The organism is Bradyrhizobium sp. AZCC 1588 (genome assembly GCF_036924735.1).
Lineage (GTDB): Bacteria > Pseudomonadota > Alphaproteobacteria > Rhizobiales > Xanthobacteraceae > Bradyrhizobium.
On record NZ_JAZHSC010000001.1, the window covers coordinates 927,921 to 954,047 of the forward strand.

Here is a 26,127-nt window from a genome sequence, read left to right on the forward strand (position 1 = left end):
TTGTGCAGATGCCAGAGGCGGTGTCCGGAACTGTCAGCTTGCCTCGCGCTTCATTTCTATCGACAGGATCGGTTACGGGTTCCTGCATCGCAGAGCGGAAGGCGATCGTCGGAAAATCCGTCGGCGCATCGTCACGTCCGGGCGCGGAATGAACTGAATGATCTCGCTCACGAGAACTCCTCGGATACGGCCATGACAACGAGACCGACAAGGGCAAGCCAGAACAGATAAGCCGTCATCGGCTTCTCCCCCCAAAAAAATGTGCGGCATGATCGCGGTTTGCAGGCGCAGATCATTTGGGGCGCGAACCTTATCCCGTCGGGGGCCGCGTGCGGCGCGCGACGATCCGCGCCGCGGGCCGACATGTTCGCGCATGCCGGCCAATTGTGTGGTGATGAGAAGGTTCGGACGGCGGCGCGCTTGCGACGCCCGGGCGGGGGCGTTGGGAGTTGCGCCGTCGATGTGCGCAGCCGTCCGATTCGAGAATTCCAAACAAAAAGCCCGCGACAGATTTCTCCGTGCGGGCTTTGCAATTTTCGCGATGATGGCGTTATGCCGGTGATTTGCCCGACATGTCAAACCGTTTTCGAGTGGTCAGCGAATTGCGGAAAATTCGACAAACCGGCTTCGACGATTTGAAATCGCCCTGGCTGAAACTCTATGAAGCGAAAAGCCCGCCACCGTTTCCGGCGCGGGCTCCACGATATCGGCGATAATGTCATCGTGTACCTGATTTGCCCGACACGTCAAGTACCGGAGCAGCCTCAAATCGAACGCAGCGAGATCGAAACGAAATCGTTGGCCGTGGATGGCGCACCCGCGACTCACGCTTTATTGCGGCGCTCGATTAGCCGGGTGAACCGGCTTTGGTACGGGCGGTTCAGGCTCCACCTCAAGCTTCGGTTCGGTTGGAATGACCTGCGCACCGGCTGCCCGTGCAGCTTCCCCGGTGGTACTGTAACTGGCAGTCGTTGGGTGCTGTACTTTCGGCTTGTTCCACGGCCCATGGTCAACGATCAGCATGCCGAGCACGCCGAGAATGGCTACCCCAATCGCGACCTTCAATGGCGCGCCACCGCTTCTGATCAATTGATCTTCAGTCAATTCTTTCGCCATCGGAAAATCCGTGTTGCTTTTTCCTCTCACTAAATCAAATCCGTACGATGCCGAAAGTTCCCTCATCGATCTGCCGGAGGTGGACCTATTGGAACAAAAATATTGGCCCCGCATTGTAGGAACGTCAGCCGTCGCTCGGCGAATGCCAAAGCGATCGAGTGAGTTGCAAATTGTGAATGAAATCTCAGGACCATCCCAGCCCGGCATGGCGGAACGCGCCGTTGATACCGCGACCGATGTGTCACGCACGCTGACAGAAGTGTCCGCCGCGCTGCAGGCCGCGGTGAGCCGGCTCAGCGATGCAATCACCGCGGCACGGAAACCGGGAATGCCGCTCTCGACCATCAGCGCGATCACTCGCGAAGCGCCGCTGGCCAGTCTGTTCGTCGCCTTTTTGTTCGGTGTCGCGATCGGACGTCGCCGCTAGCAGGCCCCTCAGAACTTGCCCTTCGTCGAATCCTTTGCGGCGGACATGACGCCGCCGGTTATCTGTCGCATATGTTCGCCCGCGTTGGTGAACTGGCTGCGCAGGAATTCAGACTGGATCTGCATCGCTTCCTGGAGATCGGTCGCATGGACCAGCTTGCGGGCATGCTCGAACGCAGCCTTCATATTCTGTTCGGTAAACGACAGCGCCTGCTTGGAAATTTCCGTACCCGCACCCGGCATCGACGTCATGGACTTTCCGGCGGCATCGAAGAACATGCCGAACGCCTTTTCTGCCTGATCGATGGTTCTCTCGGCCAACTCGCGCAGCTCGGCCGGGACTTCGAGTTTCGGTTCAGTCATGGTCGCTTCTCCAATGTCGACATTGGCAGGTTAGCATAATTCCCGGCTGCGTCTGCGCCGTATTGGACCGAGCTTCGATATTGGCCTCGGTGGCCGCCATGCGGCCGGCCCAATTTCAGAAATGACCCAAGGAATGATTTCCTTCCTCGCGGCCCGTAGCCGTACGGGTGCGGTGCCCGATTCCAATGGTGGCAACAGTGTGGCATAGTGATTCGGGCTTAGAGATGGGCTGTCCGGTAGCGTTGCGTCTCTGGTTTTAAGTCTCTCTTGGGACATGGAGATAAGATGCTGCAAACATTTCGACCCACGCCAACCTGTACGCGCTTTCAAACCAGCATAGAAATGCCGTGCATGAAATGCGGCGCCCAGATGCGGCTCACCATGATCGAGCCACGCGATCAGAATTACGACGTGCTGACCTACCGCTGCACGCCTTGCGACTCCGGCGAGAGCTTCCTGAAGGCGCGCTGATTACGAGCCGTTCAGCACGGCGATTCCTGCCTGCGTCAGCACGATCCCCTCGTCGCGCACTTCGACCAGGCCGAGACCCGTCAATGTTCTCAAGTCTTCGTCGCTGATCGGCGACAATTTCAGTCGGCGAGCCTGAATGTCCCGCAACGTCCAGCGGAGATCGATAGCCTTCTCGAGGCTGAATTCAGCGAAAGGATTTTCTGCCATTCGCTTCCACTTATTGGGCCATTTGAATCAGATCTGTCATGGCTGCGGCGCCCCCTGGGACGCGCCTGATAATGCGGCAATCGACGTCAGGTTCCCGACGATGCGAAGACAGTGCCGACCAAAGGTATCCGCGCTCCGGACCGGCCGCAGCTTTCGGCTCCTCAATATCGGTAGGGCTCGATATCCAGCAGGGGGAAAGCGCTGAACACACTGGGTGGATTGGTCGCCGTAGCTGCATGCAGATAGGACTTGTCGAGCTCGCCCAAGCGGGTGACGCCGAGCAGCCCGAGGCAGCGCATCACTTCGTCTTCCAGCAATTCAAGCATCCGCACGATGCCGGCCTCGCCTGCGGCCGCGAGTGCCCAGCATTGCAGACGTCCGATGCCGACCAGATCGGCGCCGGAGGCAATCGCCTTTACGATGTCGGTACCGCGGCAGAACGACCCGTCAACCATGATCCTGGCGCGACCGGCAACCGCGTCGACGATTTCCGGCAAGACGTGCATCGCGCCGCGTCCGTGGTCGAGCTGGCGGCCGCCATGGTTCGACACGTAGATCCAGTCCACGCCATGATCGAGCGCGATGGCCGCGTCTTCCGCGGTGGCGATGCCCTTGATCACCAGTGGAATTTTATACTTGTCCTTGATCAGCTTCACCGTGCGCCATTCCAGCCCTTTCTGGAAGTCGCCGCCGGTGGCCCGGATACGGCTTTCGCGGACATACCGCTTAGCGATATCGCGCTCGCGCCGGCTGTAATGCGCGGTGTCGACCGTCAGGCAAAAGGCGGCATAACCATTCTCGATAGAGCGGCTGACAACGTCTTCGACAAAGGCGTCGTCGCCGCGGACATAGAGCTGATAGATACGCAATGCGCCGGGTGCAGCTTTGGCCGTCGCTTCCAGCCCCGGTTCGGACACCGAACTCAACATGTGAGCGGCGCCGAACTGCCCGGCTCCGCGCGCGACCGCGGCGCCTGAATTGGGATCGAAAATCTCCAGCGCACCGACCGGCGCAATCATGACAGGCAAACGCAGGCGGCGGCCGAAAACCTCGGTCGAGGGGTCGACTTCCACGACATTGCGCAATACCCGAGGCCGGAATGCAATCTCGTCGAGCGCCATGCGGTTGCGACGCATGGTGGTCTCCGTTTCGGAGGCCCCGACGATATAGTCCCATGCGTTCTGGTTGAGCCGGGCGCGCGCTTTCCGGATGAATTCGTGGAGATTCTGGAATTCTTCGCCGCTGGCGCCGAGCTCGACATTTCTCGCCGACCGTATGGGGGTCCCGTCGTTCATAATGTTTCTCTCCCGCTTTGGCGGCACATTAGCCGCAGAAGAACGGAAAAAGCTACCGCTTTGAAGGGGTTAGGCGTGGTGCAAACGCAGGGATGTCATTCGTTTGCGAGATACATCGGGATAGAACGAAGGTCAGCGCCGCTCAAGCGGCATTATCCGTTTTCCCGAAAGCCCCCGCCTCGGCCAGAGCCGCAATACGCCGTTCATCGTATCCGAGCGTCTTTTGGAGCACCTCCCTGGTATGCTCACCCAGCAGCGGCGCCGCCACGGGATCGACGGTTGGCGTCAAGCTCATCTGCAACGGCGTTTCAATATTGGGGACGGCGCCCGCGGTCGGATGCGGGATCCGGCTGAGGCGATGGCGGTCGCGCACTTCCGGCGCGTTGAATCCTTCCTCTACCGTTCGCAGATAGCCAACCGGTATGTTGGCCTTCTTCATCTTCGCCATCCAGTTCTCGAGACTGTCGGTCGCAAAGACACCGGCAATGACGGCGCGCAACTTTTCTCTGTTGGCAGTTCGGTTTTTCCTGTGCGCGAACTCGGGATCCGTGACGAGATCCGGCCGTCCAAGCACGTCCACCACAAGCCGGCGGTAGAGCCGGTCATTGGCGCAGGCCATGTAAAGCGGTCCATCGGATGCCTGATAGACGCCGACGGTGGGCGAGCCGTTCGGCGAATTCCCGAAGCGACCCGGGTTCGCGCCACTGATGAGATAGGCCATGCCATAGAAACCGGTCATCGACACGGCGGTATCGATCAGCGCAATCTCGACCTGCTGGCCGCGCCCGAGCCGGTCGCGGGCGATCAGCGCCAGCAGGATTGCGTTGCATGCCGACATGCCCGTCGCCATATCGACGATCGGCGGACCGGTCCGCACCGGCTCACCATCCGGAAAGCCGTTCAGCGACATGAAGCCGCTCTCGGCCTGCGTAATCGGATCGAAGCCCGGACGCAACGCGAACTCACCCTTGCGGCCATAGGCCGAGATCGAGCAATAGATCAGCCGCGGATTGGTCGGCGCGACGGAAGCATAGTCGAGACCGAACTTCTTCATCACGCCGCCGGAGAAATTCTCCACCACGACATCCGCTTTCGCGATCAGTTCGCGGGCGACTTCGAGCGCCGCAGGATTGTTGAAATCGAGCGTGATGCCGCGCTTGTTGCGGTTCAGGCTGAGGAAGGCCGCGCTCTCGCCGCCAATTTCCGCGTGTTCGTAGTGCCGGGTATCGTCGCCGCCGTCGGGGTTTTCGATCTTGATCACTTCGGCGCCGAAATCGGCCAACGTTTGCGTGCAGGCCGGACCGGCAACGACCCTGGTGAAGTCGACGACCAGTAGACCGTCCAGTGCGGTCGGTTCGCCGTTCGCGCGCGGCGTTCGCTCCGGCAATTGCGGCCTGGCAGTCATTTCCGGCATTTCCTCTTGTTATTCTGCCTGGCGAAACGAAAACTTCGCCGCGACAGGCGATTTCAAGACTTTCTTACCGGAACCGGATGGGCAACGCCAAACCCCGATTTTGCAGGGCGGGACCTGCCGCTGACATAGCTCTCAGGGCGAAAGACAGACGTGCAGCGTTGCCCGACCGTGACGGGCACCCAAAAAGGCCGCCACCCGCCCCCCGGGGTTGGGTCCGGGAGACGGGCCGCGTCTTATCGATTAGAGGCGCAGTGAACAGCGTCCGCTGAGTCGTTACGGCAACTCCGCTTCGCCTACTCGGCAATCACTTCACCGGACCCGCCAAACTCAGCCGGGAAATCTTTCAGTTTGGGCAACCCATCCCGCATTGGCAGCACCGTCTCGGCGTAGTTGATGTGCACGCCGGGCGAGAAAGGTAGCGTCGGAAGGGTTGCGGCAAAGACATCGACCAGCCCAAGCGTCGGGTGGTTTGTCATCAGGTGACCGCCGCATTCCGCACAGTACTTGCGCTGACTCATCGGCGTCTTCTCGAACGTCGAAACATGTTGCGCACCTGCCGTGATCCGTACTGCATCCGGCTTCCACAGCGTGAACGCATTCACGGGTCCCCCGGACCACGAACGACAAGAACGGCAATGACAATAGCCCATTCCTTCCGGCGCCCCCGTGACCTGGATTTCAACCACACCGCAAAAACAGCTTCCAGTATGCTTCATCATTCTCCGTCTCCTATCCAGCCACTTGAAAAGTGGCTAGGTTAGTTTGTGCCAAGGAAACAGCATCGAAACGCGCTGACGATAACGGCGATATTCGTCGCCGAACATGTCGACGAGGTCGCGTTCCTCAAGCACTATACCAATAAAAATGTAGGCTGTGGTCACCGCTGCGAACAGCAGATGCCCGGCGCTCATCGTCGGGGCCGCCCAGAAGGCGATGATGAAGCCGAGATAGATCGGATGCCGGACAAACCGGTAGAACAACGGCGTCCGGAAGACTGGTGCCGGCATCTCGCGGCCAACGAGATTGTTGGCGACCTGATGCAATCCGAACAGTTCGAAATGATTGATCAGGAAGGTGCTCGTGAACACGACTACCCAACCAACGAATGACAGCGTCGCGATCACCATGGCCATTTCAGGCTCTTGGACATTCCAGATGACGGCCGGCATCGGACGCCATTGCCAGAACAGTAACAGAAGTGTCAGGCTTGCACACAGCACATAAGTGCTTCGCTCGACAGATCTCGGAATAAACTGCGTCCACCAGTGTTTGAACGACTTACGCGCCATGACGCTGTGCTGAATGGCAAATAACGACATCAGCCCGAGATTGACGACAATTGCCTCCAATATCCCTGTTTTCGCGCCGGTATCGATCGTCTTCGGCACGGCGAGGCCCGAAACGAACCCGATGGCGTACAGAATCGTGAACAGAAATGTGAGATAGGCCACACCTCCGAACAGAAATGCAGTGAATCTTAGCACTCGATTGCCCGGCATCGCCGGGCTGAGGGTTTGATTTTCCATCATGAAATTGGCTCCGGTCCGGGCAATGGGATTGGAACTCCCGATTTTGGCAGGATGCGCGGAGAACGGCGACAGGTCTTTGCCTGACGCTTGATCTCTTCATGAGACGGACTTGATTGTTTCTTGAGAATAGATGCGATGAGGCCAGTGAGATTCAACTTCGATAATCACATCCTGGACACCGATCGTCGCGAGCTGCGCCGTGGCGGCGATCTGGTTGCGATGCAGCCGCAAGTATTCGACTTGCTGGTTCACCTGCTGAAGCACCGCGATCGCGTGGTCAGCCGGGATGATCTCATTGCGCTGGTGTGGGGTGGGCGGATCGTCTCGGACTCCACGCTGGACAGCCGAATCAACGCTGCCCGCAATGCGATCGGCGACAACGGAAAAGAACAGAGACTCATCCGCACCATTCCCCGCAAAGGAGTTCGCTTCGTCGGCGACGTGAATGGGCCGTGCGATGCAAAGGTCGCATTGTCAATAGAAGCAGAACAGCCACGTGCGGGACTCGCGCTGCCCGACCGTCCGGCGATAGCCGTACTGCCGTTCGACAATATGAGCGGCGACCGCGAGCAGGAGTATTTCTCCGACGGAATTAGCGAGGACATCATCACTGCGTTGTCGAAATTGCGCTGGTTTTTCGTGATCGCGCGCAACTCGTCATTCACCTATAAAGGCAAGCCGGTGCATATGAGGCAGGTCGCTGCCGAGCTTGGCGTGCGCTACGTAGTCGAAGGCAGCGTGCGAAGAAGCGGCGATCGCGTACGCATCACCGCGCAGCTCAACGACACGGCAACCGGTAGCCACATCTGGGCGGAGCACTACGACCGCGACCTAACTGACGTATTCGCGGTACAGGACGAGATCACGGATGCCATTGTCACCGCGATCGAGCCGCAGATTTACGCGGCGGAGAATTTTCGCAGCCGGCGCAAGCCGCCCAACAGCATCGATGCATGGGACCTGGTGATGCGGGCGCTTTCGCATCACTGGCGTGTAACGCAACCCGACAGCATCGCCGCGCAAGCGCTGCTGGAACGCGCCATTGCGCTCGATCCGGACTACGGCCAGGCGCTGGCGCTGTTCGCGACCAACCATATGTTCGGCGTGCATCTGGGCTGGACGGATCTTGCAACCGCAGCACCCGTGGCCGAGCAAGCAGCATTGGCGGCGATTGCCGCCGACAGGGAGGATGCCTGGGCGCATACGGCCCTCGGCAGCGTGTATTTCTCCACGCGCCGGCTCGACCGTTCGCTGGCCGAATTCGAACTGGCGCTCCAGCTCAACCCCAATTTCTCCCTGGCGCAGGGGTACTATGCCCTTGCGCTGTCTTATACCGGGCGTTGGACGGACGCCTATGCGGCGACGCAACGCGCCATCCGTCAGAGTCCCCGCGATCCTTCTTCGGCGATCTATTACGGCGTTGCCGCCTACGCCCAATTTGTCGGACGGAACTATCAGGAAGCCATCGCACTGGCACGCGAGGCGACGCGTCAGCGTGGCGACCTCACCGGCGCCTATCGGGTGCTGACGGTCGCCGCCGGCATGACCGGCCAGATCGAACTGGCGCGCACCGCGCTTCAGGAGTTGCGCCGGACTCAGCCGAATATCTCGCTCGCCTGGATCGCGACGCAGTTACCCTGGAAGCTCGATGCCGATCGCGAGCACTATCTCGAAGGCTTTCGCCGCGCCGGATTGGAATGAGCTTCCGCGACCGGCCCTGATTACTGCTGCTTTTCCCAGAACGACAGCAATCCCTGCGAGGCCGAGCCTCCGATCACGCAGGGAATGCCGACTGCGACCTGCCCTAACGCGGCCGCAGAGACGCAACCGAGCGCAACCGCGCCGACGCCAACCTGGCCCCAGAAGCTGAGATCCCGGCGGCTATCGGAGCCCTTGGTCTTGAGTTCATCCACGGCGGCCAGCGCATCCTTGCGCAGCGCTGCAATCTGCACTGTGTCCGCCGCCTCGACTACTTCGGCAAGCGGTGCCTTGACTGCCGCCGGTTGCCTTGCAAGTTCGCTGCGGAGGTATTCGCGCAAACTGGCATCGCGGATCGCATAGCTTGCCAACGTATACCGCGCCATGCTTCCGACCGTCAGCTTGTCGATCGTGTCGCGGCTCTTGCTCCATGGCAGCATCTGGATAATGCGTTGGATCGGGGCATGCGAGCCGGTCGCAAAATAGTAGCCCCACAGCGTATCCAGCAAATCCTGGTTGCTCGCCAACGTGAGCGTCGTGTTCAGCTTCCGCTCTTCCTTGGCAAACGGATTCTTGGTGAAGGCGCCGCGCAACTTGTCCATCATGCCGGGCTTTGCCTCTTCCAACGGGATGTCGGTCAACGTCGGCAGCTTGCCCGCGAGATAGCTGTCGATCATGACCCGCCTGCCCGGCATTCGTGGCGCCACCCGGCGCAGAACGTTTCTCCAGTCAGGCAGCCCCGAATAGGCGATGGCGCGGACAATCACCCATTCGTCTTCCGGCCGAACGGGGAAGAAACTGGCAATGAGCTGCTCGGCCTTGGCCGGGTTGGAACCAATCGCACCGGCGATAAAGCCCAGGTAAATGCCGGCGTTCTCCGGCTCCTTGAATGTTTGCGAGTGAAACAGCACCCGGACGGCTGCGGGGACATGTGCATAGTCTGGCTTGGCGCGGTAGTTATAGATCCACTGCTGGACTACCCCGAGCGAGGCGCGCGGATCGACCTCCGGCGCCTTCTCTGCGTGCGCAGGCTGAATCAAGATCAGCGCGGCGGCAATGAAGGCGGCATATCGCATGTGATGCTCCTGCGAGCGTGAACGCCTGCGCGGTTCCTGCGCAAGCATCCGAGGCTCTCTCGATGGCGAAGCATGAAGCGTGCATTGCGACAATTCTGAGAAAATCGGCATTAACAGAAGGCGCCTAAATTGTGGCGTGTCGCGAAAAAGTCGCCCGCAACTCACCTTATCCCAGACATTTTTTCGCCCCGCGCGGGCAATTCGATCTCAGCCGATCAACTGGGAGTCCGGCGGGACGTGGAGATCAGACGCATCACGCAGCGCAACCGACCGTTCCGATCGGGGGTGGCCGTTTGCCGCCTTGCCGGCGCCCTCGGTCTGATTTTCGCGACGCCGGTCGTCACCGAAGCCGCGCCGGCATCGCAAGATACGATCATCGTCGAAGGCAACCGCCGTGTCGACGCCGAGGCTGTACGCTCACACTTTCATCCAAACGCCGACGGACATTTCGATGATGCCGCGCGTGATGCGGCGCTGAAAGCACTGATTGCAACCGGCCTGTTCGAGAAAGTTTCCATCGAACGCGCCGGCGATCGGCTTGTCGTGCATCTGTCCGAAGCGCCCGTACTCGACCGCGTCGCATTCGAAGGCAACAGGAAAGTCAAGGACGCCGACCTCGCCGCCGCCATCGAATCCAAGCCGCGCGGCTCGCTGCAACGCGCCACCGTGCAGTCCGACGTCGGCCGCATCATCGGGGCCTACCGGCGTGTCGGCCGCGCCGAGGTCAGCGTCGATCCGCAAATCATCGACCGCGGCAACGGCCGGGTCGACCTCATCTATGCCGTAACGGAGGGCGCAAAGACGCCGGTACAGCGGATCGATTTCACGGGCAACAAGGCCTTCGGCAAGCGACAGCTCAGTGCCGTGATCAAGACCTCCGCCACCCATATGCTGAGTTTTCTGACCGGCGGTAACGTCTACGATCCCGACCGCGTCGCGCAAGACCAGGAACAGCTACGCCTCTACTACCGCAGCAAAGGTTATGCCGATGTCAGCGTCTCATCGGCAAAGGCGGAGTATGATCCGGCGGCGAAGGGGTTCACGCTCAACTTCGCAATCGACGAAGGCCCGCTTTATCGCTTCCGGGAAGTCAGCGTCGCCTGCAACGTCCCGGGCATGGATTGCGACAAGCTTCGTGCCCTTCCCGCCGCCCATCCAGGCGCGGTGTTCGACGGCAACACCCTGGACAAGACCACCGAGCTACTGGCGGTCGAAATGGCAAAACTCGGCTATCCCTTTGCCCAGGCGACGCCGCGACTCACCCGTGATGCCACAGCGCAACGCATCGACGTTGCCTTCGTGATCGAACAGGGGCCTCGAGCCTATGTCGAGCGGATCGAAATTCACGGCAACACGCGGACCCGCGACTATGTGATCCGACGCGAATTCGATATCGCCGAAGGCGACCCCTACAACAAGACATTGATAGATCGGGCCGAGCGGCGCTTGAAGAACTTGAACTACTTCAAGACGGTGAAAATATCGAACCGGCCGGGCTCAGCGCCGGATCATGTCGTCCTCGATGTCGAGGCGGTTGATCAGGCGACCGGTGATTTCAACATCGCTGGCGGCTACTCGACTGTCGATGGTGCGCTCGTCGAGGTCAAAGTAGGCGAGCGAAATTTCTACGGCACGGGCAAGAATGTGCAGGCCACCTTCACGTATGGCCAATATGCGCGCGGCATCAATCTGGCCGCGTCCGAACCGTATTTTCTCGGCACGAAGGTCGCCGCGGGAATCGAACTTTTCGGTCGCCAGAACGACGCCAATAGCTACCAATCCTACGGCAGCACCACCTACGGCGCGAGGCTGCAACTGGGTACGCCGATCAACGAGGAGCTCGGCGTGCAGTGGCGCTACTCGATCTACAATCAGAACATCACGCTATCGCCGAACAGCTCCGGCCTGACGCCCTCGTTGGCCGTCCGGCAGGCGGCCGCCGCCGGCCCGACCTGGGTCTCCGCCCCCGGCAGTACGGTGACCTACAGTACGCTTGACAACACAAAGAGCCCGACCAGCGGAATCAGATCGCAGCTCAGCCAGGATCTGGCCGGACTAGGCGGCGACGTGAAATTCCTCAAGACCACGGAAGACGTGCGCTATTACAAATCGCTCAATAGCGACCTGGTCGGCATGGTGCGCGCCCAGGGCGGCTACGTTACTGGTTGGGGCGGTCAGCAGGTGCCACTGATGAACAACTTCTTCGGCGGCCCGACCATGGTGCGAGGCTTTGCTCCGAACGGCTTCGGCCCACGCGACCTGACGCCGGGCACCACGATGGATAATGTCGGCGGCAGCGCCTATTGGGCAACGACCGCCGAACTGCAGAGCGCGATCCCCGGCGTGCCCAACGAATACGGCCTCAGGGCCACGGCCTTCGTCGACGCCGGCAGCGTATTCCGCTACAGCGGATCGACGGCATCGCTTCAGGTCGCCAACAAGAATGTCGTGCGCTCGTCGGTCGGTGCCGGCCTGACCTGGGCCTCGCCATTCGGCGCCTTGACCGTCGACTATGCCGTACCGTTGACGAAGGCGGCCTATGACGTGGTGCAGCCTCTGCGCTTTAGCGCGGGAGGGTTTTGACCGGAACAGGATGCTCCGTCGCGAACCCGTACAACAGCGCTAGCCGGTCGAGGCATTCGCGCAATCGCCTTGAAAAATAGTCATGCCATCGCTTGGTGCGCAGTCCCCTCCGCTCGCCGACCTGTTCCATGGTCATTCCCTGGACCAGGACATCATGCACCAGCGCCGAGCCATCCGCCCCAAGTTCGCGCTCGGCACGGTTCAACCGCAGCACGGCCTTGCGTTGGCCCTCGGTGATCGGTTCGCGCTGCTGCCCGCCATCGACATATTCCCGGGTCGGATCGACCGCACGCGGGCCGCGCTCCGCCTTCTCCCAGTCGCTCTGGAACGCCCTTCCCGCCTGGTACTGCGCCTCGTCGATCTGGCGGTGGGAATGTAACCGAGCGAGGGGGTCGTTGCGGATCGACCGTAGCGCAACGATCTTCTCGCCCGGCTCCAACGCCAGGGGATTATCAACCTCGATGGTTGCGACTTCGGCATTGCGTAACAAATCGCGCGACCTCCGGTCATGCGCCTTGGCGGGATTGTACGGCTTTCGGCGTTTGGCTCTCGGCATCTGATATGCTCCTTGAAAACAGTGAATTTCGGTATCGACCGGAAGATCTATTCGGTTGATGCGCTCGATATCTCGTCGCGCAGCAATTCGGACAATTCATCCCGCCGGCCGCAGCCCTCCGGCTGAAGTCCGATCAGCGCACGCAGGTGAGCGATCCGATGGCGGCGCGGCAGCCGTTTCAGCCTGTCGGCTACGCATGTGACAGCAGCGTTCGTCATGCCGTCTCCAACATCCGCAGCAGGGCGGTGCTCACCGCGTGTTCGGACGGCACGACCGGGTTGCGACTCAAATGAAAATGCGGCGTGCAGTAAGCCGAACCCGGGCGGCGCGGGTGACCGCAGAAAGTAATAACCTCACTCTCTTCATCGCCGCCATAGGGATAGCGGCAGTCACCACTCTCCAGCTCGGTCAGGGAGATATGCAGTGGCTCGATCGCCGCGCAGCGCAGCTTGAGCGGCTTGATCTCCTTAAACAACGGCACCGGCCAGACAAGCGCAGACGTCCTCGAATCACTGGCACGAGGCTGTCCGATCTCGTGCAGGTCCGCCGGCTTGGTGGGCATAGACGGTTGCAGGCGATCGTCAGCTCCTAGTCCGAGGCGCCGTGCGCGTCCGAGCGCTGCACTGCGAGTGTAGGACGTATTGAATCGTGAATTGATCGCTCGCGCGGCCTCCGAATAGCTCATGCCTTTGGCAAGAAATTCCCGCAGCGCGTCCGAATGCTCGGGCGCCCAGTTCGACAGTTCCATCTTGTTTTCCTTGCTCGTGTCAACGCCGCCCGACGCCGGCAATCAATTTCTGATATTCCGAAATGAAAGTCAAGCTTGATTTCCGATAATCGGAACTGCTATTGTTTCTGAAATTCGGAAAGGTGTGATCATGCTGGACATCAGATTGATCGAGCGGGGCCTGGAAAAGCCGGGCAAGACCAAGGGCGGATTGGCCGCCGCGATGGGCGTTCGTCCCGGCGCGGTTTCGGAAATCCTGTCCGGGATACGGCTGATCAAGGCGTCTGAAATCGCGCCGATCATCGAATATCTCGAGCTGAACTCGGTGCCGATCATGGGTCGGGTAGGCGCTGGCGCCTCGATCGAGCCGGAACATGAGCAGGTGCCGCCGGAAGGCCTCGGCGAAGTCGAACTGCCCTTCCCGATCGCGGAAGAAACCATCGCCTTCGAGGTAGCCGGCGATTCCATGCTGCCAAAGTACGAAAATGGCGATATTATCGTCGTCTATCGCGAGCAGCGCCACCCGCTGTCGAGCTTCTACGGCGAGGAAGCCGCAGTCCGCCTGAAGACCGGCGAGCGCTATCTGAAGACGATCGAGCGCGGAAAATCCCCAGCGTCGGTTAACCTGACGAGCTTCAATGCCAAGCCGATCGCCGGCGTAAAGCTCGAATGGATCGGCGAGATCTGCGTCACCCTGCCAAGGGGCCAGATCGAACGATTGCGCAACAAGGCGGCGGCCCGTTCGCGCAAGGCAGCAAGGGCGACCGGCGGACGCATGTCGGAAAAGTAATCAGCGCGGCTCGCACCTTCCGAATCAACAAGTCCTGCCTGAGGCGTGACTGTCTCACCGACCTCGATCGCAACTTCTGTTTTTCGGAATTTTAACTTGACTAATTTCCGATTTTCAGAAATACTCTTTTTCGTCGATTTCGGCGCGCGGGATAAGGTCAGATCGCCAATATGCAATATTTCGTCGTGATGATCGACTACGGCCGCCGCGGTCGCGAGGCTATCGTCGATCCGGAAATCACAAGGCGCGAGGTCATCTCCCGGGTCGCGTCGGGTGAGTATAAGAATATCAGCTTCATCCACGAAATCGCGGATTGCTCGGTCGAGGACATCACGGCCGACATTCTGAGCGAGGCGGCCCTTCCTGAGATCGGCGCGACAGGCGCCGATCTGCAGGCCGGCCATTTCGATCACATCCGCGATCTGCGCAAGCACGAGAGAGTGTGACCGCGTTCGGTCAAGCTATTCCCTCAAAACATTGTGATTGATGGGCGGGCTTTAATCGCCGACAACTTGCTTAATTATTCTTCACGCAAAGTCTATTCCGACGGTGCGGACAATCGCGCTAGATTCGCGATTCGATTCCTCCGACATGTAAAGTCTTAGCCAGAAATGTATCCGTCAATGAAGGCCGAGCTCGCCGCGCGCGACCGCGATCTCCGACTCTGTCTCCTGCTTGGCATCGCGGCCTGGTTTCTCTTTCTGGATCACGTCCCGCATAATGCGGTGAGCCTGCTGACCATGCGCAATTTCGGCTTCAGCGGCGCCACCGATCTGTTTGTATTCATCGGCGGCTACACCGCGGCGATCCTCTATGGAAAGATGATGCTGGAACGCGGTTTCGTCGTGTCGACGACCCGCATCTTCAAGCGGCTATGGCAGCTCTACGCCGCTTACGTCGTTTTGTTCGTGATCTATATCGAACTGATCGGATATGTCGCGCGCAGATCCCGCGCCCCCGAGCTTATCGGCGAGTTCAATGTTACGGGGATCGTCGACCATGCGATCCGGACGCTGATTCACGGCCTGCTGCTTCAGGCCAAGCCGCTCAATCTCGACGTGCTGCAACTGTTCATCGTGCTGATGGCGTTCTTTCCGATCGTGCTGTTCGGCATGATGCGGCGGCCGAACCTCACGATCGCCGGATCGATTGGTCTCTACTTCGCATCCCGCCTGCTCGACTGGAATCTGTCTTCGTTTCCGGACGGACGCTGGCATCTCAACCCATTCTCCTGGCAACTCCTGTTTGTGCTCGGCGCCTGGTTTGGGCTAGGCGGTGCCAGCCAGGTGCACGCCATACGCACCCTCCAGGGCCTCGCAATCCTGCGCGCTGCGGCATGGCTGTACCTGCTCTTTGCGCTGGTCGTCACAGTTGCAGGGAAGTTTCCGCAAGCTGGCATCGTGCCGGATTTCCTGCGCGATGTCTTTTCTTCCAACGATGGGGAAAACCTTGCCCCCTACAGGGTGCTTCATTTCCTGGCACTGGCCTTTCTCTTTACCTACATGGTGCCGCGGAGCTGGCGCGGATTCCGATGGCAGGCGTTACAGCCGATCATGAAGTGCGGCCAGGAATGGCTGGCGGTGTTCTGCGCCGGGGTGTTTCTCTCGTTTGCCGCGCATCTCGTCCTGATCACAGGCCCGGATTCGCTTGCCCTGCATGTCCTGGTCAGCTTCGCTGGGATTTCGATCATGACAGCCATCGCCTACTATGTGTCGTGGTCCAAACAGCAGGATCACAAGCCCGCATTCCGGACCCGGGCAATGACGGAGCTGCCGAAGGAAGGCCGGTTCGCGAAGTAGTTCGCGCCGGCATCTTGCCTTCCGCCCCCCGCACCGCGGTCCCTCAATCCACAGGGAACGCCCCTTTCAGCCGCGTCTCACTGTCGTCCAACATGGCGGCGTCGAGCCTGCCTTCGGCCGACGCCGCCATGGCGCAGGTGAAGATGCGATAGAACTGCGCGCCGTTGAAGGCAACCAGCAGCAGATCGACGCCGGCATTGAGCGCCTCGACCACTGCCGTGCAGACATTGCGTTGATAGATTGCCCCCATTACAAGGTCGTCCGTTATGACGACGCCCTGATAGCTCCATTTTTTGCGAATGATGCCGTCGACGACGCGTTTGGAATGAGACGCGGCGCGGTCCGGGTCGACGGACGTCAGCGTCACATGCCCGATCATCAGTTGCGCTTTCGTGCCGGCCAGCACCTTCCTGAATGGAATCCAGTCCGACGATTCGAGTTCATCGAGCGGCGCATCCAAGTCGGCGCTGAAATGATGGGTATCGGCTCGCACGCGGCCGAGCCCCGGAAAATGCTTGACGGCCGCTCCGACGCCGGACGCTTCGAGGCCGCTCACATAAGCTCGTCCGATCTCGGCGACGACCGCCGGATCATCGGAAATCGCGCGGCGGCCGATCAGCGTGTTGAAGTCGAACCGGCTATGCTTCAGTTCAGGTCGCAAATCCAGCACCGGCGCAAGATTCAGGGTGACGCCGAGCGCCGCCAGCTCCTGCCCGTGCGTGCGCCCGAACGCCTCTGCTTTCTCGGCGCGCAAATCCGGCGCCAGGCTCGCAAGCGTCGATAGCGCCGGCAGCTTGGTCAAAGGCGGTGCCAGATGCGATACGATGCCGCCTTCCTGGTCGGCCGCGACGATCAGGGGCGGCAGGCCGGCAGCGCGCCGCTTTGCCTGCAGCGCCGAAATCTCCTCCTTCAGACGCGTCGCCGGCGATCCCGCGACATTGTGCTTGGTGATGTAGACGCCGGATATCAGGCCCTTCTCGGCGAGAACTGAAACCTCCGGGAATGACGAGTACCCAACGATAAAATGCTTTCCAAGGCTGCGCACCTGTGCAGCATCGGCCCGCAGAACCCGTTGCTTGCGCCATTCAAACGCAGCATGCGCACCGAGCATCGACGGCAATGGCAGGCACCACAGCAGTATGAGCGCCCTTCCCGCAACGCCTCTTCTCCAATAACCGCAGCGGATGAGCAAAACGGCGGCAATCACGCTCGCAGTAGCCAGAGCAATGTTTCCCGTTCCCCGCAGCGAAATCAGATAGGGATCGTTTTTGTTCGCAGCAGCGAAAACGAAGGCTATTCCAGCGAGCCAGACCAGGATCAGGCCGATACGTTTGAGACTTTGCATGAAAAATGATGGGAGCTTGGGCAAGGGGATCAGATGAGACCATTGCCCGTATCAAACTTGTCATGCCGGCGCGAGCGCATAATCGCACCTGCACGGAAACTGCAGAAAAATCCTGAACTCTTGCAGACGGCGCTCCAACCAATTGCACAACCGCGCCAGATAGTCCGTCTTGCAACGCAGCGTCGGTCTTCGAATGCCTATTCCCACAAGATTAGCTAACGACGGGTGGTGGCTATGCGAGCGACCTGCGACGGCGCTGATTTGCAATTTTCCCCTCCAGACAGGTAGCGCAACAATGACCGACCTCACCACGCCGGCATCCGATGCAGGCTCTGCCCAGGAGAGCCCGATCCCGGTCAAACCCGCGATTGCCGTGGCGCTGGCGGCCCTGGCCGACTGGTTGTTCTACGGCCAACAAATCGGAATTTCTGCGGTCGTCTTTGCGCTCGCACTGGCTCTGGGCTCACTCACCGCCAATTTCGCAACGTTGAACAGAAGTCGGATGCTGCTGGCCGGCGTGCTCGTGTTGGCCGGACTTGTACCGGCTATCGAGGAATTCAACACGGCTTCTCTGGCCTCCATGATTCTGGCGCTCAGCGTTGGTCTGTTGCTGACCACCAATCTGCAAAGATACAAGCTCAGTGAACAGGCGGCGGCGTTATGCGATCTGTTTCTGGTCGGCCCCTTCCGGTTTTTTCGGGATGCCATAGGCTTGTTCAATCTGCCGTCACTGAAGACCGGTCTTACGATCTGGTTCATTCCCGTGGCCCTCGGCGGTATCTTCGTTCTTCTGCTGGTCTCGGCAAATCCATTGCTGGAGAAGTGGATCCGCCTGATGAACCCGGGCGATGCTGCCTCTTATCTGAGCCTGGGTCGGATATTGTTCTGGGCTGTGGCGCTGTCGATCATATGGCCCTTCATCCACGTCTGGTGGCGCAGCAAGATGGCGGTTTCGTCCGCCTTGGTCGAAGCGGCGGATCAGACGCCGCGATCGGACCGGATGGAGTTTTTCGGCGTCGCGACGATCCTGCGTTCGCTGGTCCTGTTCAACTTGTTGTTCGCCGTTCAAACCATCCTCGATGCGATCTATCTCTGGGGCAACGTGGCCCTGCCCGCCGATATCAGCTACGCCTCCTACGCCCATCGAGGCGCCTATCCCCTCATTGTCACGGCGCTTCTGGCGGCAGGCTTCGTTCTGGCCGCGATGAGACCGGGTGGGCCGGCCGAGCAATCGAAAGTGATTCGGCCGCTGGTCTATCTATGGGTGGCGCAGAATGTTCTGCTGGTGATGTCGTCGATCCTGCGCCTCGATCTCTATGTCCAAATCTATCTGCTGACCTGGTGGCGCGTCGCGGCCTTCATCTGGATGGCGCTGGTCGCGGTGGGGCTCGTGCTCATCGTCGTCCGCATCGTTCTGAACCGCTCGAATGATTGGCTGATCCGCGCCAACCTCATCACCCTGACGGCGACCCTCTACATCTGTTCGCTGGTGAACTTCGCCGCCATCATCGCAAACTATAATGTCAACCATAGCCGCGAAGCGGGCGGCAAAGGAGTGTGGATCGATATGACCTATCTGCTATCCCTCGGGCCGCAGGCATTGCCTGCGGTCGACCGGGCCATCGCCCTTCGCGGGTTCGATCCGGCCCTTGTTTCCCGCCGTAGTTGCCTTGTAGAACAACAAGCCAAAGAGACCGCTTCCTGGCGCTCCTGGGGTTTTCGGAGTTGGCGCCTCCAGCGTGCCCTGGAAGCCCAACCGAAGAGTTCGACCACAGGTTAGTTCGACTGCAAGCCGATTGCGCCGGGAGAGACGTTTGACGCACCGCATTCTCATCGTTGACGATGACCTTCATATACGCGAGGTCATCCGTGTTGCACTAAAGAAGGTCGGAATGACCGTCTTTGAAGCGCGCGACGGCAAGGAAGCGTTGACCCGCTTTGCCGCCGACAAGCCGGATCTGATCATTCTGGATATCGGCATGCCGGAATTCGACGGCTTGGACGTTTGCCGCGAAATAAGAAAAACCTCAGACGTTCCAATCCTGTTTCTCTCCGCGCGCGACGACGAGATCGATCGCGTACTGGGCCTGGAGATCGGCGGTGACGACTATGTCACCAAGCCCTTCAGCCCGCGCGAACTCGTAGCGAGGGTAAACGTCATCCTGCGCCGCATCACCTCACGTGGGCAGGACGCAAAGGCGTCCTCGGCTACGCTGTCGCAAGGCAAGTTGTTCATCGATCCCGGCCAGCATATTGCCGAGTTTGCGGGCAGGCCGCTGCGCCTCACGGCCATCGAGTTTGGAATCCTCAGGGCATTCCTGACACGGCCAACGCTCGTTTTCAGCCGCGAGCAGATCATGAGCGCCGCCTATCAGCTCAACATCCAGGTGTCGGATCGCACCATCGACAGCCATATTCGCAATATCCGCGCCAAGCTGTCCGCCGTGAACTGCGACAACGTCATCGAAACCATTCACGGCGTCGGCTTCAAGCTCGGGCGATGCGAGCTCCAGGCATGATGCCTCGCAAGGCTGAAAAATGGCGGCCGTCGGTAGGACAGGTCATTTTTGCCGCGCTCGCCGCTGCGGCGACACTGCCGCTGGTCGGGCTATTCTTCTTCCGCCTCTATGACAACCAGCTCATTCACCAAACCCAGGCCGAGCTGATCGCGCAAAGCCGGGTGCTTGCCGCGGTCTATGCGCGGGAAGTGGAAACCCGCCTTAACGCCGGCATCGCACTCGGCGCCGAAATTCCGGCCGAAGCGCGCCTGGGCCGGGAAGACCAGCTTACGCCGATCCGACCCGCGCTCGATCTCGCTGCCGGCGGCGACCTGCTTCGGCGGCGGCCTGACGCACTTCCGGCAAGCGCACCCGCATCGCAACCCTATGTCGAGATCGGCTCGCGGCTGACGCCGATTATCCGGGAAACCCAGAAAGTCACGCTGGCCGGCTTCCGCATCCTCGATCCCCATGGCGTCGTGATTGCCGGCCGTGACGAGGTCGGCCAATCGCTCGCCCATATCGAGGAGATAGCCACAGCGCTCAAGGGACAATACCGGGCGGCCTTGCGGATTCGCAAACCCGACAAGCCTCCTCCTCCGATCTATTCGATCAGCCGCGGCGTCGGCGTCCACGTGTTCTCGGCAATGCCTGTTGTCGTCAATAACCGTGTCGCAGGCGTGATCTATACGTCGAGGACCCCGAGCAACATCTTCGACCACCTCTATCAGGAACGCGGCAAGTTCATTCTGGCGGCGCTTGCGGTTGTTTTCGCGACCATCTTTATCGGCCTGGTATTCTCCCGAACCATCACCCGCCCGATGCGCGAGCTGGTCGATCGCGCCGCGCGCATCAGCCGTGGCGATCGCGATGCATTTCGGCCCCTCGCCCATTACGGCACGCGCGAGTTTGCCCAGTTGTCGCACAGCTTTCTCGACATGGCCGAACAATTGTCGCGACGGTCGGATTACATCGCGACCTTCTCGGCGCACCTTACCCACGAATTGAAGTCGCCGCTGACATCGATCAAGGGTGCCGCCGAACTACTGCTGGATTCCCTGCAGAGCAAGACAGACACCCTCACCCGGATGGAACAGAAGAACTTCATATCGAACATTCTGGGGGACACCGGGCGCCTGGAAGCCATGAGCCAGCGCTTACGCGAACTGGCGCGCGCCGAGGCCGCGCCGCAGAACGAGCAGAGCGAGCTGTCGCAGGTCATCGGCGGATTGAAGAGCCGGTTTCCGACACGCACAATCGATGCAACGGGGTGCCCAGACCGCGCGATCGGCATGTCCAGCGAAAAGGCGCTGATCGTGTTGTCGCATCTGACCGACAACGCCATCCGTCATAACGCCAAGGCCGTGCGGCTCGAAGCGGCCGAGGAAAATGGATCCGTCAGGATGACGGTCAGCAATGATGGCGATCCGATATCCGAAGCGAACCGGGAGAAGATCTTTGACGCTTTCTTCACCACGCGCCGCGACACCGGCGGCACGGGAATGGGACTCTCTATCGTCCAGGCTATCATGACCAGCCACGGCGGATCGATCCGGCTCCTGCCGTCCGACAAGGGCGTCGCGTTCGAACTGCAGTTTCCGGCCGCCTGAAGTCCGTCAGACGCGCGAAGCGCGGGGATAGGGAGAGGCTACAGCATCGGCAAACCCCGCGGCTTGGGACCAAGCGGAAAAGCCTTGTCGAGCGCGGCAATCTCGGCCTCGCTCAACTTCAAGTCCCCCGCCCGCGCATTCTCGGCCGCGTGTTCTGCGCTGGAAGCTTTTGGAATCGCGAGCACCGACGCCGTGCGCGTGAGAAACGCCAGCGCGATCTGGCGCGGGGTCGCCTTGTGTGCATCGGCAATCGCCTGCAGCACCTCGCCGCCCTTGCTGCGCGGCGACGGAAAGTCATTGTGGCCGAACGGCGAATAGGCGACGACGGCGACGCCATGCCTCTCGCACCACGGGATCACGGCGTGCTCGATCGCGCGCTCCTGCAGATGATAGAGCACCTGGTTGCAGGCGATCTTGCCCTCGCCTGCGATATCGACGAGTTCGTCGAGATCATCTGAATGAAAATTGCTGACACCCCAGGAACGGATCTTTCCGCTCGTCACCAGTTCCTCGAACGCCGCCACCGTCTCCTCGAACGGATAGGAGCCGCGCCAGTGCAGCAGGTAGCAGTCGAGATAATCGGCCTTCAGCCGCTTTAGCGAGCGCTCGCAGGCGGTGATGGTGCCGCGCCGCGAGGCGTTGCTCGGCAACACCTTTGAGACCAGGAAGAGTTTTTCCCGCGGCAGTCCCGCGATCGCATCGGCTATCACGGGCTCAGCATCGCCATACATCTCGGCGGTGTCGATATGGGTCATACCGGTTTCGATGCCACGGCGCAGCGCCGCAGTCGCGGCCTTGCGGTCGCCGCGGTCGAGATACCAGGTGCCTTGGCCGATCACGGAGACGTCGGGGCCATTGGTGCCGAATTTTCTTTTCTGCAAGGTCGCCTCGCTCGTCAAAAGTCACAGACGCGGATCTTAGACGAAACGGGCAATGATGTCTCCACAACGTCGTCTCTGCGAAAGCAGGGACCATAACCACGAAGGTCAGACATGAAGGAACTGCGACCGCAGTGCTACAACCCACATTCGTGGTTGTGGGTCCCGGCTCCTGATGCGCAATTGCGCATGAGGGCCGGGACGACATTCGAATGTGTGGCACGCTCACCGGCTAGTAGTTGCTCGCCGTCGCCTCGTTCGGAATCCCCTCGATCGGGCATTCGTCGGTGCCGACGGTCGAACGCGTCATCGCTTCGACCATCTCACGCGTGCCTTCGGGGTCGGCGATCCACTTGGCATAGAAATCGTAGGGACAGGCCGCCATGCCGCGCGCGCCTTCGCCGGAATTGATCATGCCGGTATAGCCGCGGTGCAGCAGCTTGAAGAGATGGTTCTGCGACTGGCCGTTGCGGCGCGCGTCGCGGATCAGGCTCTTCGACAATCCCGCGTACTGAATGCCGTATTCCTCCTCGCCGGTCTCGCCGAGCGTGCGGCCGTCGAAGCCGATGATCGCGGAATGACCGAAGTAGGAGTAGACGCCGTCAAAGCCTGCAGCGTTGGCGACCGCGACATAGACATTGTTGGCCCAGGCCATCGCCTTGGAAATCAGGATCTGCTGTTCCTTGGCGGGATACATGTAGCCCTGGCAGCGCACGATCAGCTCGGCGCCCTTCATGGCGCAGTCGCGCCAGATCTCCGGAAAATTGCCGTCGTCGCAGATGATGAGGCTGACCTTCAGGCCCTTGGGGCCTTCGGAAACATAGGTGCAATTGCCCGGGTACCAGCCTTCGATCGGTACCCACGGCATGATCTTGCGATATTTCTGGACGATCTCGCCCTTGTCGTTCATCAGGATCAAGGTGTTGTACGGCGCCTTGTGCGGGTGCTCCTCGTGGCGCTCGCCGGTGAGCGAGAACACGCCCCACACCTTGGCCTTGCGGCAGGCTTCGGCAAAGATTTCCGTCTCGTCACCCGGGACCTGGGAGGCTGTCTCGTACATCTCCTTGGAGTCATACATGATGCCGTGGGTGGAATATTCCGGGAAGATCACGAGATCCATGCCTGGCAGGCCGAGCTTCATACCGACGATCATGTCGGCGATCTTTCGGGCGTTGTCGAGCACCTCGGCCTTGGTGTGCAGACGCGGCATTTTGTAATTGACGACGGCGACGCCGACCGTGTCGTTGCTGGAGGAAATGTCACCGTGGAGCATTGGACCGCCTCTTCTGGTTTGAGTTGGAAGGATCGCGCCGTTAGTGACTGATCATCCAGGGGCGCGCGGTTGGAAAGCCCTTGGCGCCGCTCTTCGTCTTGGTCATGAGCCGGGCCGGCTTCTTCTTGCCGGTCGAACAGCAGCCACAGCCGGGACCGTGCGAAGCCTTGTATTCCGCGACCGTTTTCGGCGCATGGGCGCTGCGCTCGTTAGTGGCGATCGCCTTGCGCTTTTCTGATGGCATGCAGAAGAACGCCGGTGCGGTCAGGATCACGCGCGGCGATTCATTTTCGCAGTTCGGACAGTCCTGCGGGTCGTCGCATTCGGCCATCGGCCGCATGTCCGTGAACGGGCCGCAATCGTTGCAGAGATATTCGTAGACGGGCATCTGGTTTCCTCGCGCGATCTTTCGTTGTCGTTCCGCGACGGATGCGGGCGGCCGGCATACTGGCCGTCCCGCATCCTTCGCCCGCTGCATCATTTGTCCGGCGAGATCGGCATCTGGATGTCGCCCTTGATGTGTTTGATCGGTCCGGCCGACGACGGCATGATGTCGAAGTCGAAAATCTCCGTCGGCAGCCACAGCGTGGCGCAGGCGTTCGGCACGTCGACCACGCCGGAGATGTGGCCCTGGCACGGCGCGGTGCCGAGGATCGAATAGGCCTGCGCGCCGGAATAGCCGAACTTCTTAAGATACTCGATCGCGTTCAAACACGCCTGGCGATAGGCGATGTGGACGTCGAGGTAATGCTGCTTACCGGCCTCGTCGACCGAGATGCCCTCGAAGATCAGGTAATCCTTGTAGTTCGGCGTGATCGGCGACGGCTTGAACACGGGATTCTTGATCCCATACTTGGCGACGCCATCCTTGATGACATCGACCTTCAGATGCAGCCAGCCGGCCATTTCGATTGCGCCGCAGAAAGTGATCTCACCGTCGCCCTGGCTGAAGTGCAAATCACCCATCGAGAGCCCCCCGCCCGGCACATAGACCGGGAAAAAGATCTTCGAGCCCCGCGACAGATCCTTGATGTCGCAATTGCCGCCATGCTCACGCGGCGGCACGGTGCGGGCGCCTTCGGCACCGACCTTGGCCTTGGCATCGCCCTTGGCGCGGCCGGCATGCGCGGTCGCGGCGAACGGCGGATTGGCAAGGCCCGGCACGCGCGTCGGATTGGTCGCGATCAGCGCGGTCTCGCGCTCGTTCCAGGTCGCCAGCAATTTCGGATCGGGCAGACAACCGATCAAGCCGGGATGGATCAATCCAGCAAAATTTACGCCGGGCACGTGGCGCGACGATGTGTAGAGACCCTTGATGTCCCAGATCGATTTCTGCGCCAGCGGAAAATGGTCAGTCAGGAAGCCGCCGCCATTCTGCTTGGAGAAGAAGCCGTTAAAACCCCACAGGCTTTCCTTCAACGGACCGACGTCGAGCAGGTCGACCACGAGCAAATCGCCGGGCTCGGCGCCCTTCACGCCGATCGGGCCGGACAGGAAGTGCACGATCGAGAGGTCGATGTCGCGCACGTCGTCGGCGGAATCGTTGTTCTTAATGAAACCGCCGGTCCAGTCATAGGTCTCGATGATGAAATCGTCGCCCGGATTGACCCACGCCACGATCGGAATGTCGGGATGCCAGCGGTTGTGGATCATGTCGTTGTCGTAGGCCGATTTCGAAAGATCGACCTTGATCAGTGTCTCTGGCATCTATAGCTCCCCTTTTAGACAGCACGGTTTGCGGGTTTACACGGACAGGAATTTAGAGACTTGCGCGGCATCGACGCTGTCGCGCGGCTCGTCGCGGACGATCTCGCCGTTCTCGATGACCAGCACGCGGTCGGCTATGTCGAGCGCAAAGCTCAACACCTGTTCGGAAACGACGATCGACAGGCCGCGCTCGTCGCGGATGCGCTTCAGGGTGCGCGCCATGTCCTTGATGATCGACGGCTGGATGCCCTCGGTCGGCTCATCCAGCAGCAGCACTTTTGGCTTGGTGGCGAGCGCGCGGGCGATCGCGAGCTGCTGCTGCTGCCCACCGGAGAGATTGCCACCGCGCCGACCTTTCATCTCCAGCAGCACCGGAAACAATTCGTAGATGTCCCCGGGCACCTCCGAGCCGCCCGACACCACGAGGCCGGTCTCGATGTTCTCCTTGACCGTCATGGTGGAAAAGATCATGCGGCCCTGTGGCACGTAGGCGAGGCCCTTGGCGACGCGCTCGTAGCTCGGCATTACGCTGAGCTCGACGCCAGCCATGCTCACCGAGCCGCTCTTGGTCGGCACGATGCCCATCAGCGACTTCATCAGCGTGGTCTTGCCCATGCCGTTGCGGCCCATGATCGCCACGATCTCATTGGGCGCGACCGAGACGTTGAGGCCGTGCAGCACTTCGCTCTGGCCGTAGGCAACGTGGAGATCCGAAATAGCCAGCATCTGCCCTGCTCCTTATTTGTTGCGCATGATCTTGTCCGGA

At 60.5% G+C, this 26,127-nt stretch carries 27 protein-coding genes; 10 read left to right on the forward strand and 17 right to left on the reverse strand.

Annotated elements, in window-relative coordinates; all coding sequences use genetic code 11:
- Nucleotides 1–831: 831 nt before the first annotated feature.
- Nucleotides 832–1,116 carry a hypothetical protein gene (locus V1277_RS04515; protein WP_334415165.1) on the reverse strand — a complete coding sequence of 95 codons (285 nt, stop codon included), beginning with the start codon at nt 1,114–1,116 and terminating at the stop codon, nt 832–834.
- A 142-nt stretch (nt 1,117–1,258) separates the two neighbouring features.
- On the opposite strand from V1277_RS04515, the gene V1277_RS04520 reads away from it, so the two are divergent.
- Nucleotides 1,259–1,543 carry a hypothetical protein gene (locus V1277_RS04520; protein ID WP_334420277.1) on the forward strand — a complete coding sequence of 95 codons (285 nt, stop codon included), beginning with the start codon at nt 1,259–1,261 and terminating at the stop codon, nt 1,541–1,543.
- Between the two features lie 8 nt (nt 1,544–1,551).
- Here the strand turns inward: V1277_RS04520 and V1277_RS04525 are convergent, their stop codons facing one another.
- The 6 genes from V1277_RS04525 to mddA all read right to left on the reverse strand — a co-directional run bounded on the left by V1277_RS04525 (nt 1,552) and on the right by mddA (nt 6,821).
- Nucleotides 1,552–1,905: a phasin gene (locus V1277_RS04525; protein ID WP_057844519.1), complete on the reverse strand. Its 354-nt coding sequence runs from the start codon at nt 1,903–1,905 to the stop codon at nt 1,552–1,554.
- Nucleotides 1,906–2,376: 471 nt separating this feature from the next.
- Nucleotides 2,377–2,583 carry a hypothetical protein gene (locus V1277_RS04530; protein ID WP_334374045.1) on the reverse strand — a complete coding sequence of 69 codons (207 nt, stop codon included), beginning with the start codon at nt 2,581–2,583 and terminating at the stop codon, nt 2,377–2,379.
- Nucleotides 2,584–2,744: 161 nt separating this feature from the next.
- Nucleotides 2,745–3,878 (reverse strand): alpha-hydroxy acid oxidase, encoded by a 1,134-nt coding sequence (locus V1277_RS04535; protein ID WP_334415166.1) that lies wholly within the window; start codon nt 3,876–3,878, stop codon nt 2,745–2,747.
- 142 nt (nt 3,879–4,020) lie between these two features.
- A complete protein-coding gene (locus V1277_RS04540; protein WP_334415167.1) occupies nt 4,021–5,283 on the reverse strand; it encodes a CaiB/BaiF CoA transferase family protein in 1,263 nt (420 codons plus the stop codon).
- A gap of 302 nt (nt 5,284–5,585) precedes the next feature.
- Complete coding sequence (locus tag V1277_RS04545; RefSeq protein WP_334420278.1) at nt 5,586–6,008, reverse strand: GFA family protein; 423 nt, start codon at nt 6,006–6,008, stop codon at nt 5,586–5,588.
- Nucleotides 6,009–6,044: 36 nt separating this feature from the next.
- Nucleotides 6,045–6,821 (reverse strand): methanethiol S-methyltransferase, encoded by a 777-nt coding sequence (gene mddA / locus V1277_RS04550; RefSeq protein ID WP_334415168.1) that lies wholly within the window; start codon nt 6,819–6,821, stop codon nt 6,045–6,047.
- A 144-nt stretch (nt 6,822–6,965) separates the two neighbouring features.
- On the opposite strand from mddA, the gene V1277_RS04555 reads away from it, so the two are divergent.
- A complete protein-coding gene (locus tag V1277_RS04555) occupies nt 6,966–8,522 on the forward strand; it encodes a winged helix-turn-helix domain-containing tetratricopeptide repeat protein (RefSeq protein ID WP_334420279.1) in 1,557 nt (518 codons plus the stop codon).
- A 20-nt stretch (nt 8,523–8,542) separates the two neighbouring features.
- Here the strand turns inward: V1277_RS04555 and V1277_RS04560 are convergent, their stop codons facing one another.
- Complete coding sequence (locus V1277_RS04560; RefSeq protein ID WP_334415169.1) at nt 8,543–9,595, reverse strand: hypothetical protein; 1,053 nt, start codon at nt 9,593–9,595, stop codon at nt 8,543–8,545.
- Nucleotides 9,596–9,832: 237 nt separating this feature from the next.
- On the opposite strand from V1277_RS04560, the gene bamA reads away from it, so the two are divergent.
- Nucleotides 9,833–12,178, forward strand: a complete 2,346-nt coding sequence (gene bamA, locus V1277_RS04565) for an outer membrane protein assembly factor BamA (RefSeq protein ID WP_442894447.1) — start codon at nt 9,833–9,835, stop codon at nt 12,176–12,178.
- Here the strand turns inward: bamA and V1277_RS04570 are convergent.
- From V1277_RS04570 to V1277_RS04580, 3 genes are read right to left on the reverse strand one after another with little or no spacing between them, the layout of a single operon-like run.
- Nucleotides 12,159–12,734: a DUF6456 domain-containing protein gene (locus tag V1277_RS04570; protein WP_334415170.1), complete on the reverse strand. Its 576-nt coding sequence runs from the start codon at nt 12,732–12,734 to the stop codon at nt 12,159–12,161. The two genes, bamA and V1277_RS04570, sit on opposite strands and share 20 nt — an antisense overlap.
- A 47-nt stretch (nt 12,735–12,781) precedes the next feature.
- Entirely contained in the window at nt 12,782–12,952 is a 171-nt protein-coding gene (locus tag V1277_RS04575; protein WP_334415171.1) for a hypothetical protein, read from the reverse strand.
- Nucleotides 12,949–13,482, reverse strand: coding sequence for a GcrA family cell cycle regulator (locus V1277_RS04580; protein WP_334415172.1), 534 nt, complete (start codon nt 13,480–13,482; stop codon nt 12,949–12,951). The genes V1277_RS04575 and V1277_RS04580 overlap by 4 nt, the downstream gene beginning before the upstream one ends.
- Before the next feature lie 130 nt (nt 13,483–13,612).
- Here V1277_RS04580 and V1277_RS04585 point away from each other — a divergent pair, with 130 nt between their 5' ends.
- From V1277_RS04585 to V1277_RS04595, 3 genes are all read left to right on the forward strand, one after another.
- Complete coding sequence (locus V1277_RS04585; protein ID WP_334374036.1) at nt 13,613–14,251, forward strand: S24 family peptidase; 639 nt, start codon at nt 13,613–13,615, stop codon at nt 14,249–14,251.
- Between the two features lie 170 nt (nt 14,252–14,421).
- Nucleotides 14,422–14,697, forward strand: a complete 276-nt coding sequence (locus V1277_RS04590; RefSeq protein WP_334415173.1) for a hypothetical protein — start codon at nt 14,422–14,424, stop codon at nt 14,695–14,697.
- Nucleotides 14,698–14,874: 177 nt separating this feature from the next.
- Nucleotides 14,875–16,050: an OpgC domain-containing protein gene (locus V1277_RS04595; protein ID WP_334415174.1), complete on the forward strand. Its 1,176-nt coding sequence runs from the start codon at nt 14,875–14,877 to the stop codon at nt 16,048–16,050.
- 43 nt (nt 16,051–16,093) lie between these two features.
- On the opposite strand, the gene V1277_RS04600 is transcribed toward V1277_RS04595, so the two are convergent.
- Nucleotides 16,094–17,095 carry a glycoside hydrolase family 3 N-terminal domain-containing protein gene (locus V1277_RS04600; protein WP_334415175.1) on the reverse strand — a complete coding sequence of 334 codons (1,002 nt, stop codon included), beginning with the start codon at nt 17,093–17,095 and terminating at the stop codon, nt 16,094–16,096.
- On the opposite strand from V1277_RS04600, the gene V1277_RS04605 reads away from it, so the two are divergent.
- The 4 genes from V1277_RS04605 to V1277_RS04620 all read left to right on the forward strand — a co-directional run bounded on the left by V1277_RS04605 (nt 17,075) and on the right by V1277_RS04620 (nt 21,503).
- Nucleotides 17,075–17,404: a hypothetical protein gene (locus V1277_RS04605; RefSeq protein WP_334415176.1), complete on the forward strand. Its 330-nt coding sequence runs from the start codon at nt 17,075–17,077 to the stop codon at nt 17,402–17,404. The genes V1277_RS04600 and V1277_RS04605 overlap by 21 nt on opposite strands.
- 286 nt (nt 17,405–17,690) lie before the next feature.
- Entirely contained in the window at nt 17,691–19,175 is a 1,485-nt protein-coding gene (locus tag V1277_RS04610; RefSeq protein ID WP_334415177.1) for a DUF4153 domain-containing protein, read from the forward strand.
- 34 nt (nt 19,176–19,209) lie between these two features.
- Entirely contained in the window at nt 19,210–19,914 is a 705-nt protein-coding gene (locus V1277_RS04615; protein WP_334415178.1) for a response regulator transcription factor, read from the forward strand.
- On the forward strand, nt 19,914–21,503 hold the full coding sequence (locus V1277_RS04620; protein WP_334420281.1) for an ATP-binding protein: 1,590 nt from the start codon (nt 19,914–19,916) through the stop codon (nt 21,501–21,503). The genes V1277_RS04615 and V1277_RS04620 overlap by 1 nt, the downstream gene beginning before the upstream one ends.
- Nucleotides 21,504–21,541: 38 nt before the next feature.
- Here V1277_RS04620 and V1277_RS04625 read toward each other — a convergent pair whose 3' ends face one another.
- The 5 genes from V1277_RS04625 to urtE form a co-directional block, all read right to left on the reverse strand.
- Nucleotides 21,542–22,384: an aldo/keto reductase gene (locus tag V1277_RS04625; RefSeq protein ID WP_334415179.1), complete on the reverse strand. Its 843-nt coding sequence runs from the start codon at nt 22,382–22,384 to the stop codon at nt 21,542–21,544.
- A gap of 229 nt (nt 22,385–22,613) precedes the next feature.
- The gene (locus V1277_RS04630) at nt 22,614–23,654 is read right to left on the reverse strand and encodes an aliphatic amidase (RefSeq protein ID WP_334415180.1); all 1,041 of its coding nucleotides are present in this window, start codon (nt 23,652–23,654) and stop codon (nt 22,614–22,616) included.
- A 40-nt stretch (nt 23,655–23,694) separates the two neighbouring features.
- The gene (locus V1277_RS04635; RefSeq protein WP_334415181.1) at nt 23,695–24,042 is read right to left on the reverse strand and encodes an FmdB family zinc ribbon protein; all 348 of its coding nucleotides are present in this window, start codon (nt 24,040–24,042) and stop codon (nt 23,695–23,697) included.
- 89 nt (nt 24,043–24,131) lie between these two features.
- Entirely contained in the window at nt 24,132–25,361 is a 1,230-nt protein-coding gene (gene fmdA, locus V1277_RS04640; protein ID WP_028347324.1) for a formamidase, read from the reverse strand.
- A 36-nt stretch (nt 25,362–25,397) separates the two neighbouring features.
- Nucleotides 25,398–26,087 carry an urea ABC transporter ATP-binding subunit UrtE gene (urtE, locus tag V1277_RS04645; RefSeq protein WP_334415182.1) on the reverse strand — a complete coding sequence of 230 codons (690 nt, stop codon included), beginning with the start codon at nt 26,085–26,087 and terminating at the stop codon, nt 25,398–25,400.
- Between the last annotated feature and the right edge of the window lie 40 nt (nt 26,088–26,127).

Excerpts from the sequence above, each read along its gene's own strand:
- V1277_RS04515 (WP_334415165.1), bottom strand. The coding sequence starts at position 1,116 with ATGGCGAAAGAATTGACTGAAGATCAATTGATCAGAAGCGGTGGCGCG.
- V1277_RS04520 (WP_334420277.1), top strand. The coding sequence starts at position 1,259 with ATGCCAAAGCGATCGAGTGAGTTGCAAATTGTGAATGAAATCTCAGGA.
- V1277_RS04525 (WP_057844519.1), bottom strand. The coding sequence starts at position 1,905 with ATGACTGAACCGAAACTCGAAGTCCCGGCCGAGCTGCGCGAGTTGGCC.
- V1277_RS04530 (WP_334374045.1), bottom strand. The coding sequence starts at position 2,583 with ATGGCAGAAAATCCTTTCGCTGAATTCAGCCTCGAGAAGGCTATCGAT.
- V1277_RS04535 (WP_334415166.1), bottom strand. The coding sequence starts at position 3,878 with ATGAACGACGGGACCCCCATACGGTCGGCGAGAAATGTCGAGCTCGGC.
- V1277_RS04540 (WP_334415167.1), bottom strand. The coding sequence starts at position 5,283 with ATGACTGCCAGGCCGCAATTGCCGGAGCGAACGCCGCGCGCGAACGGC.
- V1277_RS04545 (WP_334420278.1), bottom strand. The coding sequence starts at position 6,008 with ATGAAGCATACTGGAAGCTGTTTTTGCGGTGTGGTTGAAATCCAGGTC.
- mddA (WP_334415168.1), bottom strand. The coding sequence starts at position 6,821 with ATGATGGAAAATCAAACCCTCAGCCCGGCGATGCCGGGCAATCGAGTG.
- V1277_RS04560 (WP_334415169.1), bottom strand. The coding sequence starts at position 9,595 with ATGCGATATGCCGCCTTCATTGCCGCCGCGCTGATCTTGATTCAGCCT.
- V1277_RS04570 (WP_334415170.1), bottom strand. The coding sequence starts at position 12,734 with ATGCCGAGAGCCAAACGCCGAAAGCCGTACAATCCCGCCAAGGCGCAT.
- V1277_RS04575 (WP_334415171.1), bottom strand. The coding sequence starts at position 12,952 with ATGACGAACGCTGCTGTCACATGCGTAGCCGACAGGCTGAAACGGCTG.
- V1277_RS04580 (WP_334415172.1), bottom strand. The coding sequence starts at position 13,482 with ATGGAACTGTCGAACTGGGCGCCCGAGCATTCGGACGCGCTGCGGGAA.
- V1277_RS04585 (WP_334374036.1), top strand. The coding sequence starts at position 13,613 with ATGCTGGACATCAGATTGATCGAGCGGGGCCTGGAAAAGCCGGGCAAG.
- V1277_RS04590 (WP_334415173.1), top strand. The coding sequence starts at position 14,422 with ATGCAATATTTCGTCGTGATGATCGACTACGGCCGCCGCGGTCGCGAG.
- V1277_RS04595 (WP_334415174.1), top strand. The coding sequence starts at position 14,875 with ATGAAGGCCGAGCTCGCCGCGCGCGACCGCGATCTCCGACTCTGTCTC.
- V1277_RS04605 (WP_334415176.1), top strand. The coding sequence starts at position 17,075 with ATGCTTTCCAAGGCTGCGCACCTGTGCAGCATCGGCCCGCAGAACCCG.
- V1277_RS04610 (WP_334415177.1), top strand. The coding sequence starts at position 17,691 with ATGACCGACCTCACCACGCCGGCATCCGATGCAGGCTCTGCCCAGGAG.
- V1277_RS04620 (WP_334420281.1), top strand. The coding sequence starts at position 19,914 with ATGCCTCGCAAGGCTGAAAAATGGCGGCCGTCGGTAGGACAGGTCATT.
- V1277_RS04630 (WP_334415180.1), bottom strand. The coding sequence starts at position 23,654 with ATGCTCCACGGTGACATTTCCTCCAGCAACGACACGGTCGGCGTCGCC.
- V1277_RS04635 (WP_334415181.1), bottom strand. The coding sequence starts at position 24,042 with ATGCCCGTCTACGAATATCTCTGCAACGATTGCGGCCCGTTCACGGAC.
- fmdA (WP_028347324.1), bottom strand. The coding sequence starts at position 25,361 with ATGCCAGAGACACTGATCAAGGTCGATCTTTCGAAATCGGCCTACGAC.
- urtE (WP_334415182.1), bottom strand. The coding sequence starts at position 26,087 with ATGCTGGCTATTTCGGATCTCCACGTTGCCTACGGCCAGAGCGAAGTG.